This is a genomic window from Streptococcus sp. HMSC066E07, from assembly GCF_001814695.1.
Classification (GTDB): domain Bacteria; phylum Bacillota; class Bacilli; order Lactobacillales; family Streptococcaceae; genus Streptococcus; species Streptococcus hominis.
This window is the reverse complement of the sequence record NZ_KV817419.1, coordinates 35737-55825: the sequence shown is the minus strand read 5'-3', so window position 1 is coordinate 55825 and position 20089 is coordinate 35737. Positions and strand designations below refer to the sequence as shown.

The 20089-nt window shown below is 39.0% G+C and carries 18 protein-coding genes; 6 read left to right on the top strand and 12 right to left on the bottom strand.

Annotation, left to right across the window (positions count from 1 at the left end):
* Nucleotides 1-19: 19 nt before the first annotated feature.
* Nucleotides 20-838 (bottom strand): pyruvate, water dikinase regulatory protein, encoded by an 819-nt coding sequence (locus tag HMPREF2984_RS02255; protein ID WP_049508215.1) that lies wholly within the window; start codon nt 836-838, stop codon nt 20-22.
* Between the two features lie 13 nt (nt 839-851).
* Nucleotides 852-1481, bottom strand: a complete 630-nt coding sequence (locus HMPREF2984_RS02250; protein ID WP_049534309.1) for a CBS domain-containing protein — start codon at nt 1479-1481, stop codon at nt 852-854.
* Between the two features lie 176 nt (nt 1482-1657).
* Here HMPREF2984_RS02250 and ppdK point away from each other — a divergent pair, with 176 nt between their 5' ends.
* Nucleotides 1658-4267 carry a pyruvate, phosphate dikinase gene (gene ppdK / locus HMPREF2984_RS02245; protein WP_070670240.1) on the top strand — a complete coding sequence of 870 codons (2610 nt, stop codon included), beginning with the start codon at nt 1658-1660 and terminating at the stop codon, nt 4265-4267.
* 198 nt (nt 4268-4465) lie between these two features.
* Entirely contained in the window at nt 4466-4894 is a 429-nt protein-coding gene (locus tag HMPREF2984_RS02240; RefSeq protein ID WP_003027515.1) for a DUF6556 family protein, read from the top strand.
* Between the two features lie 251 nt (nt 4895-5145).
* On the opposite strand, the gene HMPREF2984_RS02235 is transcribed toward HMPREF2984_RS02240, so the two are convergent.
* From HMPREF2984_RS02235 to lepA, 7 genes are all read right to left on the bottom strand, one after another.
* A complete protein-coding gene (locus HMPREF2984_RS02235) occupies nt 5146-6216 on the bottom strand; it encodes an ABC transporter substrate-binding protein (protein WP_003027517.1) in 1071 nt (356 codons plus the stop codon).
* The gene (locus HMPREF2984_RS02230) at nt 6213-6986 is read right to left on the bottom strand and encodes an ABC transporter permease (RefSeq protein ID WP_003027519.1); all 774 of its coding nucleotides are present in this window, start codon (nt 6984-6986) and stop codon (nt 6213-6215) included. The genes HMPREF2984_RS02235 and HMPREF2984_RS02230 overlap by 4 nt, the downstream gene beginning before the upstream one ends.
* On the bottom strand, nt 6983-7789 hold the full coding sequence (locus HMPREF2984_RS02225; RefSeq protein WP_003027522.1) for an ABC transporter permease: 807 nt from the start codon (nt 7787-7789) through the stop codon (nt 6983-6985). Before HMPREF2984_RS02225 ends, HMPREF2984_RS02230 begins: the two co-directional genes overlap by 4 nt.
* Entirely contained in the window at nt 7770-8927 is a 1158-nt protein-coding gene (locus HMPREF2984_RS02220) for an ABC transporter ATP-binding protein (protein WP_003027525.1), read from the bottom strand. Before HMPREF2984_RS02220 ends, HMPREF2984_RS02225 begins: the two co-directional genes overlap by 20 nt.
* A 97-nt stretch (nt 8928-9024) precedes the next feature.
* A complete protein-coding gene (gene murB / locus HMPREF2984_RS02215) occupies nt 9025-9927 on the bottom strand; it encodes a UDP-N-acetylmuramate dehydrogenase (protein WP_049534296.1) in 903 nt (300 codons plus the stop codon).
* A 194-nt stretch (nt 9928-10121) separates the two neighbouring features.
* Nucleotides 10122-10766, bottom strand: coding sequence for a hypothetical protein (locus HMPREF2984_RS02210; RefSeq protein WP_003027527.1), 645 nt, complete (start codon nt 10764-10766; stop codon nt 10122-10124).
* 108 nt (nt 10767-10874) lie between these two features.
* Entirely contained in the window at nt 10875-12698 is a 1824-nt protein-coding gene (lepA, locus tag HMPREF2984_RS02205; RefSeq protein ID WP_049534294.1) for a translation elongation factor 4, read from the bottom strand.
* Between the two features lie 136 nt (nt 12699-12834).
* Between lepA and HMPREF2984_RS02200 the strand changes: the two genes are divergently transcribed.
* Both HMPREF2984_RS02200 and pepT read left to right on the top strand, forming a co-directional pair.
* Entirely contained in the window at nt 12835-13650 is an 816-nt protein-coding gene (locus HMPREF2984_RS02200; RefSeq protein ID WP_049534292.1) for a Cof-type HAD-IIB family hydrolase, read from the top strand.
* A gap of 133 nt (nt 13651-13783) precedes the next feature.
* Nucleotides 13784-15007 carry a peptidase T gene (pepT, locus tag HMPREF2984_RS02195; protein WP_022525088.1) on the top strand — a complete coding sequence of 408 codons (1224 nt, stop codon included), beginning with the start codon at nt 13784-13786 and terminating at the stop codon, nt 15005-15007.
* 59 nt (nt 15008-15066) lie between these two features.
* On the opposite strand, the gene HMPREF2984_RS02190 is transcribed toward pepT, so the two are convergent.
* Nucleotides 15067-15747, bottom strand: a complete 681-nt coding sequence (locus HMPREF2984_RS02190) for a YoaK family protein (RefSeq protein ID WP_003027537.1) — start codon at nt 15745-15747, stop codon at nt 15067-15069.
* 42 nt (nt 15748-15789) lie between these two features.
* On the bottom strand, nt 15790-16422 hold the full coding sequence (gene udk / locus HMPREF2984_RS02185) for a uridine kinase (RefSeq protein WP_003039926.1): 633 nt from the start codon (nt 16420-16422) through the stop codon (nt 15790-15792).
* A gap of 104 nt (nt 16423-16526) precedes the next feature.
* Here udk and HMPREF2984_RS02180 point away from each other — a divergent pair, with 104 nt between their 5' ends.
* Both HMPREF2984_RS02180 and HMPREF2984_RS02175 read left to right on the top strand, forming a co-directional pair.
* Nucleotides 16527-17516: a Gfo/Idh/MocA family protein gene (locus tag HMPREF2984_RS02180; RefSeq protein WP_049534287.1), complete on the top strand. Its 990-nt coding sequence runs from the start codon at nt 16527-16529 to the stop codon at nt 17514-17516.
* Nucleotides 17500-18588 carry a DEAD/DEAH box helicase gene (locus HMPREF2984_RS02175; RefSeq protein WP_053090519.1) on the top strand — a complete coding sequence of 363 codons (1089 nt, stop codon included), beginning with the start codon at nt 17500-17502 and terminating at the stop codon, nt 18586-18588. Before HMPREF2984_RS02180 ends, HMPREF2984_RS02175 begins: the two co-directional genes overlap by 17 nt.
* Before the next feature lie 52 nt (nt 18589-18640).
* Here the strand turns inward: HMPREF2984_RS02175 and HMPREF2984_RS02170 are convergent, their stop codons facing one another.
* On the bottom strand, nt 18641-20005 hold the full coding sequence (locus HMPREF2984_RS02170; RefSeq protein ID WP_049534283.1) for a polysaccharide deacetylase family protein: 1365 nt from the start codon (nt 20003-20005) through the stop codon (nt 18641-18643).
* Nucleotides 20006-20089: the final 84 nt, after the last annotated feature.

Genomic DNA, 20089 nt, shown 5'->3' with positions numbered 1-20089 from the left:
CACCTTAGGGCTTTAATTCTTATTTTGAAGCCAGAGATTTTAAGTGTTCTTCAATAATGCAAGCCGTCTCTTCAATAGATTTATCTGTCATATTGATAACATGAGCCTGATATTTTTGGAAAACTTTTTTAGAATAGTCCAATTCTTCATAAATTTTTTCAATATCTGTATAGCTTGTAGTTTGCGTCAAACCGAGCGCATCCAGACGGTTACTTCTCACTTTTGCCAATTTATCTGGGTCACACACCAAGCCTATCATTCTTCTTCTATCTACTTTATCCAAGATTTGCGGTAGCGGAACTTCAGGAATCAAGGGAAGATTGGATACTTTGTAGCCTTTATTAGCTAAATAGATACTGAGCGGAGTCTTGGAAGTTCGAGAAACTCCTAAGATCACAAGGTCTGACTCCAAAAATCCTTGCGGGTTCTTGCCGTCGTCATATTTAACAGCAAATTCAATAGCAGAGATTTTATTGAAATATTCCGTGTCCAAACGGTGCAGAACTCCTGGCACCTCAATCGGTTGCGTGCCTGTTTTTTCTTTGATGATTTCAAAAAATGGGTTCATCAAATCCAGATAAGACAAATGATTGACTCTACTAAATTCTCTGGCTGTTGCAGCTAAATGGCTATCTACCAACGTGCTGATAACAACTGCGTCATCTTTGATAGCGTCCTGCAAAATATCCAACAATTCAGATTCCTTATTGATAAAAGGAAACCGATAGCTATTATTAAAAATCAAATCTGGGTATTGAGCCATGACGGCTGATAGTAATTTTTGGGATGTTCCTCCCAAAGAATCAGAAATGGCGTAAATGGTAATCTCTTGTTTCATGAAAACTCCTTTTTTATCTATTCACTTCTGCATTTCTAGCTTCTTGGATAATAAAGTCCAACAAAGCTGATTTAGTAATTGTTCCGATAATATGACCTTCATTTTGCTCCTCCACAACAGGCAAGGAATCAATGGCAAAATCCTGCAAAAGCGCCGCAGCTTCAAGGATATTCAAATCCTTATGGCAGGTTTTTATATGTGGCATTCTGGTCATGCAAACGGCTACTGGGGTCACATCAATATTGTCATTGAGCGCCGCTCTTAACAAATCCTTTCGCGATAAAATACCTAGTAGCTGCTTTTTTTCATCTATCACATAGAGAACATCTGCATCATACATAAATAAAGTAATAATGGCATCTTGAATAAAAGAATCATGTGTTACTAATACGGGGGAGGTCATCACATCCTCTACTTTCTTCTGAAAAGTATCAAAGAAAAAGAGCGTTTCCAAATCCGAACCAGCATAAGTGTAGCCAACTTTCGGACTTGCTTTTAAAATCCCCACTAAGGTTAGAAAGGATAAATCTGAGCGCAAAGTTGCTCTAGACACATCTAGCAGTTCTGAGATTTTTTCACCGCTAACTGGTTGATCTTTCTTTACAATCTCAACGATCTCTTTTTGTCGTTTTGTTAATTTCAACTTTTACTCCTTTTCCAATATCAATTTCAAATCATTATTATGTGTCATATTATAACAAATAAAACTCTTTTGTCAACGGTTTATGATTGGTTTTTTCAGTTGACAAACATATATGATGTATATTACAATGTATTTGTCTTTTATCATGACACATATTTAATAAATTGGAGGCAAAAATGGATAAATGGATTTATTCTTTTGAAGAAGGACGCGCTGAAGACAAGGCGCTACTAGGTGGTAAGGGTGCCAATTTGGCAGAAATGACCCATTTGGGGCTGCCTGTACCTGAGGGATTTACGATTACAACTCAAAGTTGTCTACGTTATTTAGAAGCTCCTTCCTTTTTTGAATCTATTTTAAAAGAGGAAATTTTGAAAGCGATTACTAAACTAGAAACCAAAACGAATAAATTTTTCATGGGGAATGAACCCTCACTACTACTGGTTTCTGTCCGTAGCGGAGCTAAAATTTCTATGCCTGGTATGATGGACACGATTCTCAATCTTGGTCTAAATGACTTGCGTGTTCAGACTTTAGCAGATGCGACAAATGCCAATTTCGCTTACAATTGTTATCGGCGTTTATTGCAGATGTTTGCTGATGTCGTTTACGGCATTCCCAAAGAAGAATTCGACCAATGCTTAGAAAAAAACGAAAAACAGTTGAGTAAGAAGGTCAATGACTTTTCAAAAGAAGAACACCAATCACTTATTCAACAATATAAAGAACTCTATCAAGAACACTATCAAAATTTCCCACAAAACCCTAAAGAGCAACTCTACGCTGCTATCAAAGCGGTATTCAAATCATGGAACAATCCACGCGCTAAAGTCTACCGTGAACTAAACCACATTCCACATGATTTAGGTACGGCTGTCAATGTCCAGAGTATGGTGTTTGGCAATAGCGACCAAAAAAGTGGCACAGGCGTTGTTTTCACCAGAAATCCTGCCACTGGTGAACATCATCTGTTTGGGGAATTTTTGCTCAATGCGCAAGGAGAAGATGTCGTTGCCGGTATTCGGACTCCAGAGCCGATTGACTCTCTTAAACGGATCTTACCGCAAGCCTATGAAGATTTCTGCAACTACGCCAAGGTTCTTGAAAAACATTACAAAGATATGCAAGATATTGAATTTACTATTGAAAAAGAAAAACTTTATATCCTGCAAACTCGAAACGGAAAACGGACGGCTAAAGCAAGCTTAAAAATTGCTTTGGATTTAGTGAGCGAAAAAATGATTTCAAAGCAAGAAGCTCTCCTACGAGTCAGCCCTTCTGCCATTGACCAACTGATTCACCCTGTTTTTGAAGAAAAAGCTTTAACATCAGCTCATCACTTAACTCAGGGGCTTCCCGCTAGTCCAGGTGCCGCAACAGGAGAAATTGTCTTTACTGCCGAGCGCGCCAAAGAATTTCATGCACTTGGAAAGAAAGTGATTTTAGTTCGCCAAGAAACTTCTCCCGAAGACATTGAAGGAATGGTAGTTAGTCAAGCAATCGTGACCAGTCACGGTGGCATGACTTCTCATGCAGCCGTTGTAGCTCGTGGCATGGGCACTTGTTGTGTCGCAGGGTGCGGAGAATTATCTATCAATGAAGACGGAAAAACACTTGTATGCGGTAAGGTAACCTTAAAAGAGGGAGACATCCTTTCTGTAGACGGCACTTCCGGCAAACTCTACATTGGAAGCATTCCAACCACTATGATTGATAATAATGACGAATTACAACTGTTCCTTTCTTGGGCAGATGAAATGGCACAGCTAACCGTTCGAGCAAATGCCGAAACCATTCAAGATTTGAAAACAGCTGTTCAATTTGGAGCCAAAGGCATTGGTCTTGCTCGTACAGAGCACATGTTCTTTGGTGAGGAACGGATTTTAGAAATGCGCAGATTGATTTTATCAACGAATGAAATCGAAACTAAGTCTGCTTTAATGACACTTTTAGCTTTCCAAGAAGAAGATTTCTATCAGATGTATCAAACCATTCAAGATAAACCGATGATTGTCCGTTTACTAGATCCGCCTATGCACGAATTTTTACCAAAAACACAACAGGAAATTGAGCAATTAGCTGGGAAATTGCAAGTACCTCTTGATTCACTAATGCGGAAAATCACTTCTCTGCAAGAAACGAACCCAATGCTGGGACATCGTGGTTGCCGCTTGGGAATTACACAGCCTGAAATTTATAAAATGCAGGTAGAAGCCATTTTTAATAGCGCTATAAGACTAGCCAAAGAAGGCATGGTTATTAAACCAGAAATCATGATTCCTTTAATTGCAGAAAAGGCGGAGTTGGTTTCAATCAAAACATCTCTTTGTCAGCATATTGAGAAGATTTTCAAGAAACATCACATGCAGCCATTCCCTTATGAAATCGGTACAATGATTGAGCTGCCACGCGCTTGTTTCATCGCAGATCAATTAGCCGAGGAAGCAGACTTCTTTAGTTTTGGTACCAATGATTTGACGCAAATGACCTATGGTTTTTCTCGTGATGATATTGGAAAATTTATCCAGCATTACAAAGAGGGAGAAATCATGTCATTTGATCCATTCCAAACCATTGACCGAGCTGGAGTGGGCGAGCTCATGAAAATAGCTATTTCAAAAGCTCATCAAGTAAATCCAGAACTTCCAATTGGCATTTGTGGTGAAGTCGGAGGAGATCCTGCTTCTATTCCTTTCTTCCAAGAGATTGGCATTACTTATGTTTCTTGCTCACCTTATCGCGTTCCTGCTGCACGATTAGCTGTTGCGCAAGCACATCTTTCCTAGTTCCTTCCTTATAAGTGAATCAGCTCTTTCTATCTGCTAACAGGACAGACAAGGATGGAGCTGATTTTTTGTAAAAGGTAATTTTTTCAATCAATTTTCGATTGCTTTACATGAAATTTTCAACATTTTAAATTTTTTTAAGACAATTTTAAATAAAGAGGGTATAATGAAGATGAGAAAGGAGATTATCAACTCACAATGGAAAATTATTCTCGAAAAAACAAAACTTCAACTACTAAAGAAGAAAAAGCGCCTACTCGTCACCATATCAAAAAAGGGCTGTCAGCTTTTCAAAAGACCCTTGCTACGATTGGGAGTATTCTTGGGATTATCACCGCAACAATCACAATCCTGACTTTCATGAATAACAATAAATCTGATAACAAAACAAAAACCAGCCAGACAACACAAACAACTATTATCAAAGAAATTCAGAAAGAAACAACAACAGACGGGGCTCAATCTAGCAACACGACTGCTACTAGTCAAGGCGAAACAGAAACAAGTAGCGCTAGTTCTGACACCACGCAGTCTAGCAATACATCAAACGATATTAGCTCTAGTCAGACAAGTAGCAAAACGACTGACAACGACACAAATACAACTACTTCAAGCTCTAGTAATTAAAAAAACGGAAGTGAGACAACCAATCAGATCAATGTCTAGGAGTTGCTCAACTTCCGCTTTTTTATATTTAATTTCATACTCTCAATGAAAATCAAAAAGTTTGAATGAGATTCACTGCGTGAACCTTGTCCTACGACTTCAACTGACTTCCAGAAGTTTTTTGATGGAAACCTTGCTTCCTTTATCCGCAGTCTTTAATAGTTCCTCGAGCTGTTAAAGTTTACGAAGTTCGAAACAATTTTCACGGAGCATTATTTCCGATACATTTTCACTTGAAGATACAAGTCATTATAAATTCCTAGCCATTTTGAGCCGAGCTGTTGATAGACTTCTAAGTGCTTCATTGTTTCTTCATCTGGGTAAAAAGCTTTGTCCTCTTGGATTTCTTTTGGCAGCATCGCCTTAGCAGGCATGTTAGGCGTTGAGTAGCCAACATACAAAGCATTTTTATAGGCATTTTCAGGTCTTAACATAAAGTTAATAAATTGATAAGCAGCTTTTTTATTTTTGACCGTTTTAGGAATGACAATATTGTCAAACCAAAGATTGCTAGCTTCTGTTGGGACAACGTAGCGAAGTTTGTCATTCTTTTCCAACATTTGCCGTGCTTCTCCTGAAAAACTAACGCCAATCGCTGCATTGTTTTGAATCATATAGCCTTTCATCTCGTCTGCTACAATGGCTTTGATATTCGGCGTTAATGTATAAAGCTTATCAACTGCTTCTTGTAATTGCTTAGTATTTTTAGAATTGAGGCTATAACCTAAAGCATTTAGCCCGACACCCATTACCTCGCGAGCTCCATCAATCATCATAATAGAGTTTTTATATTCAGGTCGCCACAGGTCACTCCAATGCTTAGGTGCTGTTTTAACTAATTCTGTGTTGTAGACAATGCCTAGCGTTCCCCAAAAGTAAGGAATAGAGTATTGATTTTGGGGATCAAATGATTGATTTAAAAATCGTTTTCCAATATTTTCTAGCCCTTTAATTTTTGAATGATCCAATTTTTCAAGCAAGTGTTCCGACATCATTTTAGAAATCATGTATTCACTAGGAATTGCAATATCGTAAGTTGTCCCGCCCTGCTTAATCTTAGTGTACATGGATTCGTTGGAATCAAAGGTTTCATATTGGACTTGGACACCGGTTTCTCTGGTGAACTTCATCAGCAACTCTGGATCAATGTAGTCTCCCCAATTGTAGATGACCAATTTGTCACCATTCCCGCTTTTTGTCCGACTTTCAATATGATAGCTTACTCCCCAAAGGACAAGGATAATGGCAACAATGCCCATTAAAAATGAATAGAGCTTTTTCATGCTGCATCCTCCTTCTCACGAGAAATAAAGTAATAGCCAATCACCAAAAGAATACTAAACAGAAATACCAAAGCAGAGAGAGCATTGATTTCTAAGGAAATTCCTTGCCGAGCCCGCGAGTAAATCTCAACCGATAAGGTTGAAAAACCATTTCCAGTCACAAAGAAGGTCACTGCAAAATCGTCCAAGGAATAGGTGAACGCCATAAAATACCCTGCAATAATCGCTGGTGTCAAATAGGGCAACATGATTTCTTTTAACATCTGAACTTGGCTTGCTCCTAAATCATAGGCCGCCTTAATCATGTCGTCATTCATCTCTTTTAGCCGTGGCAATATCATCAAAACTACAATAGGAATTGAAAAAGCAATATGACTCGCCAAAACGGATAGAAAACCTAATTGAAATTTGATAGTTGTAAAAAGAATTAAGAAACTTGCCCCAATCATGACATCTGGCGCCACCATGAGGATATTATTAACCGATAAAAAGGCATCTTGGTATTTCTTTTTGGCTTGATAAATATAAATGGCACCAAACGTTCCGATTGCTGTGGCAATCAAAGAAGACAAAAAAGCCAGAAAAAAGGTTTGTGCCAAAATTAGCATCAAGCGAGTATCACTAAACATATTTTGAAAATGCGTCAGACTAAAGCCTGTAAACTTGCTCATATCATCGCCAGCATTAAACGCATAGCCAATCAAATAAAAAATCGGCAAATAAAGAATTAAGAAGACGACTGTTAAATAAATACTAGCAGTTTTTTTCATCGTTCTCCCCTTTCTTTCGTTGCCCACATGATAACGAGCATGGCTACAATCAAGACAACACCAATGGTTGAGCCCATTCCCCAATTTTGTGTAGTCAGAAAATGCTGCTCAATGGCTGTACCTAGCGTAATAACACGATTGCCACCGATCAAACGCGTCAGCATAAAAAGACTGAGACTGGGAATAAAGACAGACTGCACACCACTTCTCACGCCATTCATAGATAAAGGAAAAACGACACGACGGAAGGTTTCCCAACGATTGGCACCAAGGTCATAGCTGGCATTGATCAGATTTTGATCCATATCCTCTAAAACATTAAAAATCGGCAATATCATAAAGGGCAGCTCAATATAGCTGGCTACAAAAATAAAAGAGAAATCTGTAAACAGGATTTGTTGAGCACCTATCCCAATAAAACTTAAAAATTGATTGACAGATCCATTTTGTCCGAAAATCCCAATAAAAGCATAAGCTTTGAGAAGCAGATTGACCCATGTCGGCAAAATAATGAGCATCAACCAAAGCTGTCTATGCTTTAATTGTGTCAACAAAAACGCAGTAGGGTAACTAATTACCAAGGTAACAACTGTGATAATTCCTGCATATAAAACAGAGTTCAAACTCATTTTAAGATAAGTCAGATTTTGCGAAGCGAAGTAAGTTTTATAGTTTTCAAGGGTGAAATGACCTTCGATATTGAAAAACGACTGCCAAACAATCATGGCAACAGGTGCCAATACAAATAATAAAATCCAAAGAATATAAGGAGCAACAAAAAGATTAGAGGTTGTTTTCTTCATCGCGCTCCTCCTCAATGGCATTGATTAAGCCAGCTTCTTGCTCTTCCATTTCCACATATTCTTCAATTCGAGCATCGAACTCTTCCTCTGTTTCATTAAGCCGCATGATATGAATGTCTTCTGGTTCAAAGTCCAGCCCAATCTCTTCTCCGACAATGGCCTTGCGAGTCGAATGAATCATCCACTCATTGCCCAATTCATCATAAGCGATAATCTCATAATGCACGCCACGGAAAAGCTGCGTATCAACCTTAACTTGCAGTTTTCCTTCTTCCGGAAGTGTAATCCGCAAATCTTCTGGACGAATGACGACTTCCACCTGCTCATTAGGACGCATTCCTCCGTCAACGGCTTCAAATCGTTTGCAATTAAATTCAACCAGATAGTCTTCAATCATCTTTCCTGGAAGAATATTGGATTCGCCGATAAAGGTCGCTACAAAGTGATTGATAGGTTCATCATATATATCAACAGGTGTCCCTGACTGCACAATCTCCCCGTCATTCATCACAAAAATCCAGTCGCTCATGGCCAGTGCTTCTTCTTGGTCATGGGTGACAAAGACAAAAGTAATCCCTAGACGCTGCTGCAATTCACGTAATTCATACTGCATGTCTGTTCGCAACTTCAAATCCAGTGCAGATAAAGGCTCATCCAGCAAAACAACCCGCGGTTCATTGACAATAGCACGCGCAATAGCCACTCGTTGGCGTTGTCCACCGGACAATTTACGAATAGAGCGTTTCTCAAAACCATCCAAACGCACCATTTTCAGGACTTCTGCAACCCGTCGCTCTATTTCTTGTTTTTCAACTTTACGCAAACGCAACGGAAATGCCACATTTTCAAAAACAGTCATGTGCGGAAAAAGGGCATAGGACTGAAACACCGTATGCACATCACGTTTGTTGGTCGGAATATCGTTGATTCGGACGCCGTCAAGAAAAACATCACCGCTGGACGCATCCAACAAGCCAGCGATGATATTTAGAATGGTTGATTTTCCTGATCCTGATGCACCCAGAAGTGTGTAAAATTTGCCTTCTTCTAGCTCAAAGTTGATGTCCTTTAAGACGACTGTATTATTATCTTCAAAAACCTTTGATACGTTTTTAAATTCAATGATTGGTTTGTTCAATTGCCATAAATTCCTTCTTTTTCATAGATTGACAGATTAAAGTCTTGTCCTGACTGATTTTTTTAGAGAATAATATGAATGTTGCCGCTAGAGACACTCATTTCTCGCCAATAATGCGGACTTCTCTTTCCAAAGTCACACCAGAATGAACTTTCACTGTCTCAATCACATGTGCAATCAAATTTTCATAATCTGCTGCAGTTCCATTATCAACATTGACCATAAAACCTGCATGTTTTGTCGAAACTTCTACCCCACCAATGCGGTACCCTTTTAAATTTGCTTCACTAATCAATTGCCCTGCGAAATGCCCCACCGGACGTTTAAAAACAGAGCCACAAGAAGGATACTCTAAAGGCTGCTTCAATTGACGAAGATGTGTCAATCGTTCCATTTCCTGACGAATCACACGATGCATACCTGGCGCTAGGGCAAACTTGGCAGAGATTACCACATCGCCTGTCTGTTGAACGTAAGAACGGCGATAGCCAAATTTCATGTCTTGAGCACTAATATTTTTTATTTCTCCATCTCGTGTCAGCACCTTACAAGAAAGTAAAATATGCGAAATTTCACCACCATAAGCACCAGCATTCATAAAGACAGCTCCGCCAATACTCCCTGGAATCCCACAGGCAAACTCAAAACCTGTCAGACTGTGATAAAGCGCAACATGGGTCGTCTCAATCAGATTGGCACCTGCTTCTGCTTCAATGGTGTAGCCATCCACTGCAACACCATTTAATTTATCAAACATAATCACAAAACCACGAATACCACCATCACGAACGATGATATTGCTAGCATTTCCTAGTACCATCCAAGGAATCTGCTCCCGATTAGCAAATTTTACCACTCGTGCCAATTCATAACGATTTCGCGGAAAAACCAGATAATCGGCAGCTCCACCTACTTTTGTATAAGTGTATTGTTTCAAAGGTTCATCAAAACGGATATCAATTCCGTTCAATTCTGATTTTAACATTTCTAAAGTTGACATTTTCTCTCTCTCTTAAACAAAACTCAATCTATTATACCAAATTTAGCAAATATTTACGATAAATTGAAGAAAAATATTCTTTCAAAAAAGCCCCAAATAATGACAGAACCCTTTCTTATAGCTTTCCAGACTATTTAAAAAGTGGATTGAAATCGCGATGCTTGTAAAATCACAATTTGAACTCCACTTTACTTTTAAATTTTTGTTTTTTCTTTACTCAAGCTCCATGTATTTTCGATATAATTAATGAACCTTATGAGTGTTGCTCGATCGCCCTCGAATGCAATGAGATAAACTTTCTCGTCTTTTTTGAAAATCCAACTAATCAAGTATTGACCTGATTTCATTATAACATTAACTTGATAAGCTTCGTTACCTGCAACCGTGCTTTTTGAACCCCAAATTTTCTTTACGTCTGCATTGTTTTGCCAATTGTAGTAAATGCGATTAGCAATCGTTTGTGCTGTAAATTCTTCTCCTTCTTTGATGTTGGCTTTTTCTTTCGTATAGGCATTCATGGTCACAATATTATAGGCAGAACCATCTGTATATTGAATACTATCGCCACCATTTACATCAGTAAACTTCACCCACTTTTTAGGAATATCAATATAACCGTAATCATCCGAACCAACACGTTGCATTTCTTCCATCTTCACATCTTTTTTCGTAGCATTTGATGAACTTGAGCTACTGCTTTCTTTTGCAGAGACTCTACTTAACGAAGATGACTGTTGTGATGATTTTGGTTTATTCCCTCCGCTTGAACTACATGCTTCTAGTATAAAGATAAGGAGTACCACTAAAAATAAAATCAGCCAGCTCTTTTTCTTCTTCATAACCAATCCCTCCTATCTTTTTATTTTAGCATATTTATTTAGAGTTCACAATTATTTCACGACACAAGAAAAGAGAGCATTCCACTCTCTTTATAACTTTTGTACATATCACTCATCATCCATGCTGAGGACGCTGAGGAACGCTTCTTGTGGCACTTCAACAGATCCGATGGCCTTCATCCGCTTCTTACCAGCCTTTTGTTTTTCCAAGAGCTTACGTTTACGGGAAACATCTCCACCATAACATTTGGCAAGTACATTTTTCCGTAGAGCTTTGATGTCTGTCCGTGCCACAATTTTCTGACCAATTGCTGCCTGAATCGGCACTTCAAATTGCTGACGCGGAATAATTTTCTTTAATTTTTCAACAATCAATTTTCCGCGTTCATAGGCAAATTCCTTGTGAACAATGAAGCTAAGAGCATCTACTTTGTCACCATTAAGGAGAATATCCATTTTAACGAGACTCGACTTGCGGTATTCTGAGATTTCATAGTCAAAGCTAGCATAACCACGAGTTGAGGATTTTAGTTTGTCAAAGAAATCAAAGACAATTTCTGCCAACGGAATTTGATAGATGACATTGACCCGATTTTCATCGATATAGTCCATAGTCACAAAGTCACCGCGTTTACGCTGAGCCAATTCCATGACTGCTCCGACAAATTCCTGCGGCACCATAATCTGTGCTTTGACATAAGGCTCTTCAATGGAATCAATCTTGGTCGGTTCTGGAAATTCGCTCGGATTGGAAACATCAAGGGATTCGCCGTCTGTCATATTAACCTTGTAGATAACCGACGGTGCCGTCATAATCAAGTCAATATTAAACTCTCTCTCCAAACGTTCCTGAATCACATCCATGTGGAGCAAACCGAGGAAACCACAACGGAAGCCAAAACCTAAAGCTTGAGAAGTTTCGGGTTCAAATTGAAGACTAGCATCATTAAGCTGAAGTTTTTCCAAAGCTTCCCGCAAATCATTATATTTATTGGACTCAATCGGATAAAGTCCAGCAAAAACCATCGGGTTCATCTGCTTGTAGCCATGAAGTGGTTCATCTGCTGGATTGTCCGCTAAGGTCACCGTATCTCCGACCCGAGTATCCTGCACCGTCTTGATAGAGGCTGCGATATAGCCAACATCCCCTGTTGCAAGAAAATCTCGTCCAACAGCTTTTGGAGTAAAAATACCCACTTCAGTTACATCAAAAGTCTTGCCATTACTCATGAGCTGAATGGTATCACCTGGCTTCACAACTCCGTCCATCACGCGCACTTGCAGAATAACTCCACGATAAGCATCATAAACCGAGTCAAAAATAAGGGCTTTGAGTGGTGCAGTCACATCTCCTGTCGGCGCAGGAACTTTCTCCACGATTTGCTCTAGAATCTCTTCAATCCCGATACCAGCTTTAGCCGAAGCCAACACAGCTTCGCTTGCATCCAAACCAATGACATCTTCAATCTCTGTTCGAACTCGCTCTGGATCAGCAGCTGGAAGGTCAATTTTATTGATAACTGGTAAGATTTCCAAATCATTATCTAAGGCAAGATAAACATTGGCTAAAGTTTGTGCTTCAATACCTTGTGCTGCATCGACCACCAGAATAGCCCCTTCACAGGCTGCCAACGATCGCGATACTTCATAAGTAAAGTCCACATGCCCTGGTGTATCAATCAAATGAAAAATATAAGTTTCACCGTTCTTAGCTCTATAATTGAGTTCAATCGCATTGAGCTTAATAGTAATGCCCCGCTCCCTTTCCAAATCCATACTATCTAAAAGTTGAGCTTGCATTTCCCGGCTGGATACAGTATCCGTCGCTTCCAAAATTCGATCTGCCAAGGTTGACTTACCGTGGTCAATGTGAGCAATGATGGAGAAATTCCGAATCCGCTCCTGCCGTTTTTTTAATTCATCTAAGTTCATTTTTCTCATCCTTTTCGGGTATTCTATTTATTATAACATAAGGCAGGTGACTTTTACCAGTCTTGAAAAAGCGTTCCATATCCCGTTTCATTTGTGCTATAATAAAAGCAAATACATTTACAGAAATGAGGGTGCTATGATTAAATTAATCGCATTAGATATGGATGGCACACTTTTAAATAGCCAAAAAGAAATTCCCCAAGCACATATTGATGCTATTCATGAGGCAGTTGAAAACGGAGTAAAGCTCGTTCTTTGTACAGGTCGTCCCTTGGTCGGAGTGAAACCTTACTATGAACAATTAGGGTTGAGCGGAGAAAACGAATATGTCATCATTAACAACGGCTGCTCTACTCATCAAACGAAAGATTGGAATCTTGTTGCTTGGAAAGAACTGAGTGTGAAAGACATTCTTTATCTAGATAACATTGCCAAGCAAACTCCCGCCCAATTGACTCTTTTTGATGAAGAACGTTATTTAGTGGTAGACGAAAAGCCAAGTGAGCTAGTCACTTATGACGCTAGCCTTGTTTTTACAACCCCCACAGAAATCAGCCTCAAAGAAGCTATCAGCGGCAAGAATATCATGTTCCAAGCTATGTTTCTAGCACAGCCTGATGAATTAGACACCTTTGAAAAGCAATTTGCAAGCCAGATTTGCCAGCATTTCAGCGGCGTTCGTTCCCAACCAGTCATTTACGAAGCTATGCCCAAAGGCACTACTAAAGCGACTGCTCTTAGGGAATTAGCTCAACGATTAGATATCAAGCCCCAAGAAATTATGGCAATTGGTGACGCCAATAATGACATCGAAATGCTAGAGTTTGCAGGTCTTGGTGTGGCTATGGGAAATTCCAGTGATTATGTAAAAAAACTCGCTGATTACGTTACAGATAGCAATGATGAAAACGGTGTTGCCACAGCTATTGAAAAACTCATTTTGAGTAACTAATAGGATGAATCATGAGCTTCTTTTCAAGTTCATGATTTTTATTGAAACATATTGTCATTCTTTCACTATTTGTAGATAGCCTTCCCTCCCAAAATATGATACACTAGTTACATCTATGCAAAAAGGAGAACTTATGAACTACCCTACTCTTTTAGAACGTTTTTTGACTTATGTAAAAGTAAATACGCGTTCAGATGAACATTCTACGACGACACCAAGCACACAAAGCCAAGTAGATTTTGCCAATAACATCCTCATTCCTGAAATGAAACGCGTTGGTTTGGAAAATGTATATTATTTACCAAATGGCTACGCTATCGGCACTCTTCCTGCAAATGACCCAAGTCTCACGCGCAAAATTGGTCTCATTTCCCACATGGACACAGCAGATTTCAATGCAGAAGGTGTCAATCCGCAAATCATTAAAAATTATGATGGCGGTGTAATTCCGCTAGGACAATCTGGTTTTAACCTTGACCCTGCTGATTTTGATAGTCTGAAAAAATATAAGGGACAAACCTTGATTACAACTGATGGAACAACCCTTCTCGGCTCTGATGATAAATCAGGTATTGCTGAAATTATGACAGCGATTGAGTATCTGACAACTCATCCTGACATCAAGCACTGCGAAATTCGAGTTGGCTTTGGTCCAGATGAAGAAATCGGTGTTGGAGCTGATAAGTTTGATGCAGTAGATTTCGATGTAGATTTTGCTTATACGATTGACGGTGGACCTCTCGGAGAACTTCAATTTGAAACTTTCTCTGCAGCTAGTGCAGAAATTATTTTCCAAGGACGCAATGTCCACCCAGGCACTGCCAAAGGACAAATGATTAACGCTCTGCAATTAGCCATTGACTTTCATAATCAATTGCCAGATGGTGCTCGCCCAGAGCTGACAGATGGCTACGAGGGCTTCTATCACCTTATGAATGTAGAAGGAACTGTCGAAGAAGCAAAAGCAAGTTATATCATTCGTGACTTCGACACAGCAACTTTTGAGCAACGCAAAGAACTGATGCGCTCTATTGCCGCTAAAATGAATGCAACGCTTGGCGGTGAACGCGTTCAGCTAGAGCTTAAAGATCAGTACTACAATATGCGCCAAGTCATTGAAAAAGACATGACACCTATCAATATTGCAAAGGCTGTTATGGAAAAATTGGACATCCAGCCAATTATCGAACCTATTCGTGGCGGAACAGACGGCTCAAAGATTTCCTTTATGGGCATTCCTACACCAAATATCTTTGCCGGCGGTGAAAATATGCATGGGCGCTTTGAATATGTCAGTCTGCAAACAATGGAACGCGCTGTTGATACCATTATTGGTATCGTTTCTTACAAAGACTAACATTCCATAACTCTATCAAAAAACTGCAACCCTCATCAAAGCTGAGTTGCAGTTTTAATTTATCTTCTGCGAATGTATTGCACCATTCTAAAAGTTAAAAATGCTAGTAAAATAATAGCTACGAGCCAAATTGTTTTCAACAAATAAAATTGTATCAAATAAGTGGAAACAATCGCTCCTGTCACAAAACTTCCTAATAAAGCAACGAAGAAAATACCTTCCGCTAAGCAAGTTTTTTCTTTTGTCCGCACATAAGTACCAAAAGCAACCATTGTTTTTTTGATATTGCCCGTCATAAAGGAATTATTGTAGACAATACCGTCCACTTCACCAAAAGCTGTTGCCACCATCCCCATACAAAAACCAATCGGTGGAACAATGAAAAGGTTGGACACGGTTACTGGTAGAAATCCTGTAAGCCCACAAACCAAAATCAGTGGAAGAATGCTGGATAAGCGCCATAAAGAATTTTCAAAGTTATTTTTGAAAATAGTTAGCACAAAAATGCCTAGCATAAAAGCCAGCATCGTTGCTAACTTCACTTCTATTTCTCCTGTCTCATGATGAATCAATTCAACTGACAAGAAAACAACGTTTCCTGTTTGGCCCGCAACCAATGTCCCGCCTCTTTCAATAAATGTATAAGCATCAATAAATCCCGCACAAAAAGTCAGCAGACAGGCAAAAAATTTCGATCGCGAATGAAACTCTCTTTTTCTTTTTACACTATTTATCATCATCACCTAAAAAGTCTAGCACTCCCTCACTAGACTTCCTTTCTATTACTCTCTTGCTTCCTGCAAGATTTTTTCAATTTTCGTTGTAATCAAATCAATCGCCACTGTATTAGAAGCTCCTTCTGGAATAATCACATCCGCATAGCGCTTCGTAGGCTCAATAAATTGATGATACATGGGTTTTACCACACCTAAATATTGCTCAATGACACTGTCTAAACTACGTCCACGCTCATCCATATCACGCTTAATCCGACGAATGATTCGAACATCATCATCCGTATCAACAAAAATCTTAATGTCCATTAAATCACGTAAGCGTTTGTCCTCTAAAACCAGAATTCCTTCTACAATAAAGACATCCTGTGGGTCTTGACGATAGGTTTTATCACTGCGTGTATGAGCTGTATAGTCATACGTCGGAATATCTACCGGACGTCCTGCCAATAATTCCTTGATTTGCGCAATCATCAAATCTGTATCAAAAGCAAAAGGATGGTCATAATTGGTCTTAATCCGCTCTTCAAACGTCAAATGTGACTGATCCTTATAATAAGAATCATGCTCAATCATAGAAATCTTTTCATTTGGAAAATTTGACAGAATGGCTCTTGAAACACTCGTCTTACCGCCGCCAGAACCACCAGTAACGCCAATAATAATCGGTCTATTTTGCATTATTCACTCCATTTTTTATCATCTTATCTATTTTACACCAAATCATGATATAATGAAAGAGGTAAATCAAAATAAATGACAAGACAAAAAATAAGGAGAAAACGATGTTAAAACTTGGAACGATTGGAACAGGAGACATTGTTCACCAATTTGTCAAGGCTGCTCATGCTACAAAAGAGTACCAATTGACTACGGTGTATTCACGGACGATACAAGCTGCTCAAGCATTTGCCAGTCATTATGAAAATGTAGATTGCTACACAGATATGGCTGATTTTTTAACTAGTGATATAGACATTATTTATATTGCAAGCCCCAATTCTCTGCATTTTCTACAAGCAAAAGCTGCTATTTTAGCAAGCAAACATGTAATTGTAGAAAAACCTGCTGTCTCACGCCCAGAAGAATGGGCTGAATTGGTAACATTAGCTCAAGAACAGCATGTATACATTTTTGAAGCAGCTCGTAACTATCATGAGCAATCATTTGATGTCATTTCAGATTTTCTCAAAAACAAAACGATTCTTGGGGCACATTTCACCTATGCGAAGTATTCTTCCAAAATGCCAGCTCTGTTAGCTGGACAAGAGCCAAACGTCTTTTCTGCTAAGTTTTCAGGCGGTGCTCTAATGGACTTAGGCATTTATCCTGTCTATGCAGCCATACGACTTTTTGGAGCACCAGAAAATGCTTATTACACCGCTCAGCAGTTACCAAATACCGTTGATCTAAATGGAGTAGGAAGTTTAATCTATCCAGAATTTCAAGTGACTATCCAAACCGGAAAAAATATCAATAGCTTTTTCCCTGCTGAAATTTACACAACAGACGGTACGCTAACCTTAAATTCAATCGAATTCATCACTTCTGCTGTTTTCCAAAATCTAAACAAGGAGAAAACAACTCTTGAAATCACACGCTCTTCTCACACCATGGCTGAAGAAGCCAAACAATTCGCTAAAGTATTGAGCGGTGAGATAAAACAAGAAATTTACCAAAACTGGCTAGACGCTGCTGCCGCCGTGCATAAAGCTCTGTTTAGTATGCGACAAGATGCTGGTATTAGATTTGAGGCTGATGATGATAACAACTAAATTTCCCCAAAGTTGGCAAGACCAACTCACCAAACTTGGCTTCGAGCATTTAACTCCCATTCAAGACCAACTCTTTTCTCCCATTACGGAAGGAGAGAATCTCCTTGGGATAAGCCCTACCGGAACTGGAAAAACACTTGCCTACCTTTTCCCAACTCTTCTAAAACTAAAACCTAAGAAATCCCAGCAATTACTTATCTTAGCTCCCAACACTGAGTTAGCTGGACAGATTTTTGACGTTACTAAAACGTGGGCTGAACTACTTGACTTAACAGCTCAACTCTTTCTATCTGGTTCCAGTCAAAAACGACAAATTGAACGATTAAAAAAAGGTCCTGAAATTCTCATTGGTACGCCAGGACGCATTTTTGAACTCATCAAACTAAGAAAAATCAAAATGATGAATGTTGATACAATCATTCTGGATGAATTTGATCAACTGCTTAGCGATTCGCAATATCATTTCGTTCAGCAGATCCTGCACTATGTACCACGTGAACATCAATTGATTTACATGAGTGCGACTGCTAAGTTTGACCAAGACAAGCTTGCTGAAAATACTCTGCTCATCAAACTAGAAGAGCAACAGCTTGACAATATTCAACATTTTTATATGCAGGTCAAACAGCGCGACAAAGTTGAATACTTGCGAAAGCTGGCTCAAGTCTCAGAATTTCGCGCCCTTGTATTTTTCAATGCCCTCTCAGACTTAGGAAGTGCTGAAGAAAAGTTGCAATATCGTCATATTCAAGCTGTGTCCTTAGCTAGTGATGTCAACATTAAATTCCGTAAGATTATCTTGGAGCAATTTAAAAACGATGAACTCACACTCTTACTTGCTACCGACTTGGTAGCTAGAGGAATTGACATTGATTCTCTCGAATGCGTCATCAACTATGACCTGCCTCGCGATCTTGAAACCTATACTCACCGCGCTGGACGAACCGGCCGTATGGGCAAAGAAGGCTATGTCATTACATTCGTCAGCCACCCAGAAGAATTAAAAACGCTTAAAAAATATGCTCACGTTCAAGAAATTATCTTAAAAGATCGTGAACTCTATGTGAAATAAAAAGAGTATAGAAAAAGGATAGGAAATAACCATTTCTATCCTTTTTTTCTATCTAATTTGCACCGTAATACAGCTGATGTCCTTCTAATCGATGATTCAGAAGTTCACTAACTGTAACCAAAGTGTACCCATTCTTTTGCAAATATTCAATCACACTCGGCAAGGCATTAATGGTTGTTTGATGAATGTCATGCATTAAAATGATTGATCCTGGACAAGTCTGCTTTTTCACTTGCTCCATGATAGACCCAGTATTGCGATTTTTCCAATCCAAGCTATCCACATTCCACATGATGAAAGACATATCAACAGCATTTCGAATTGTATCGTTGATAGCTCCATAGGGCGGACGCATCATTTTTGGACTCTCTCCGATAACAGCCCGCAGTGCTGCTTGTGTATCCTCAATCTGTTTTTTAGCTTGTTCAAGAGAAAGAGTTGGTAACTGCGGATGACTCCAACTATGATTGCCAATTTCATGCCCCTCATCATGAACACGTTTGACAAGTTGCTCATTTTCAGCTACATTTTTCCCCAACATGAAAAAAGTTCCTTTGACATGGTATTTGGCTAAAATATCCAAAGCCTGCGATGTCGTTGCTGCATTGGGACCATCGTCAAACGTCAAAGCTACTAATTTTTGCTGTTTTTTAGCTTGATAGGACTGATAAGCTGCCAAATCCTCTCCCTTTAAATAATGCTCATCAATTACCTCATATAAGGCTGGTAAGGCGATTTCTACCTTTGAAGCTCGTTCATTGTTTTTATAAAATAGTTTGAGTTTTCCTTTTTCATAACTGAATGTCCATTGGGAGACATCTCTTGTTTGAAATTCTTGTAGAGTCTTCTGTCCTTCTGTTTTATGGAGAGTAGTGATTTGCTGCTGAATTTCTTCTAGCAATAACTTTTTGGCTTGCTCAGTATTTTTAAAAAGTCGATTTAAGCTAAACAATTTATTGTCAGACGACATGTAAAGCGAGTCCAAAACCTCTTCTCTAGCCTTTCCAACTTTCGTAGTCAACACTGGATAAGAGATTCGCTTGATTTCAACTTGCTTTACTCCAGAAAAATTTGTCTCTGTAAAATGACTCACATAAAAAATAAGTTTATCGTATTGCGATACTTGACTTTGTTTATCTGAAAATTTCTGAATATCGGCATCGATTTTCTCTTTAATAACACCAATATCTTGCTTACTCTCTGTTAATGGATAGTAAGACGTAATGAGCCGACTTCCTACACGTCCTGTTTGCTTTCGTACTGAACCCTGATGATATTTTGTATCTGCCCTTTTCAGAACTTGTGAAATTTGTTGATTTAATTTTCTTTCTTGCAGTAATTTTCTAATCCGAAAACTCCCAAAAATAATAATCATTAAAAAAGCGACATTTAGGACAATGAGAAGTATTTTTTTCACTACACTACCTTTCTACCTCGTCTCTTTCGTTTAAAAAAGACTTTACCTACTAAAAAAGGCTAAAATAGTTTCAAGCCTTTCATT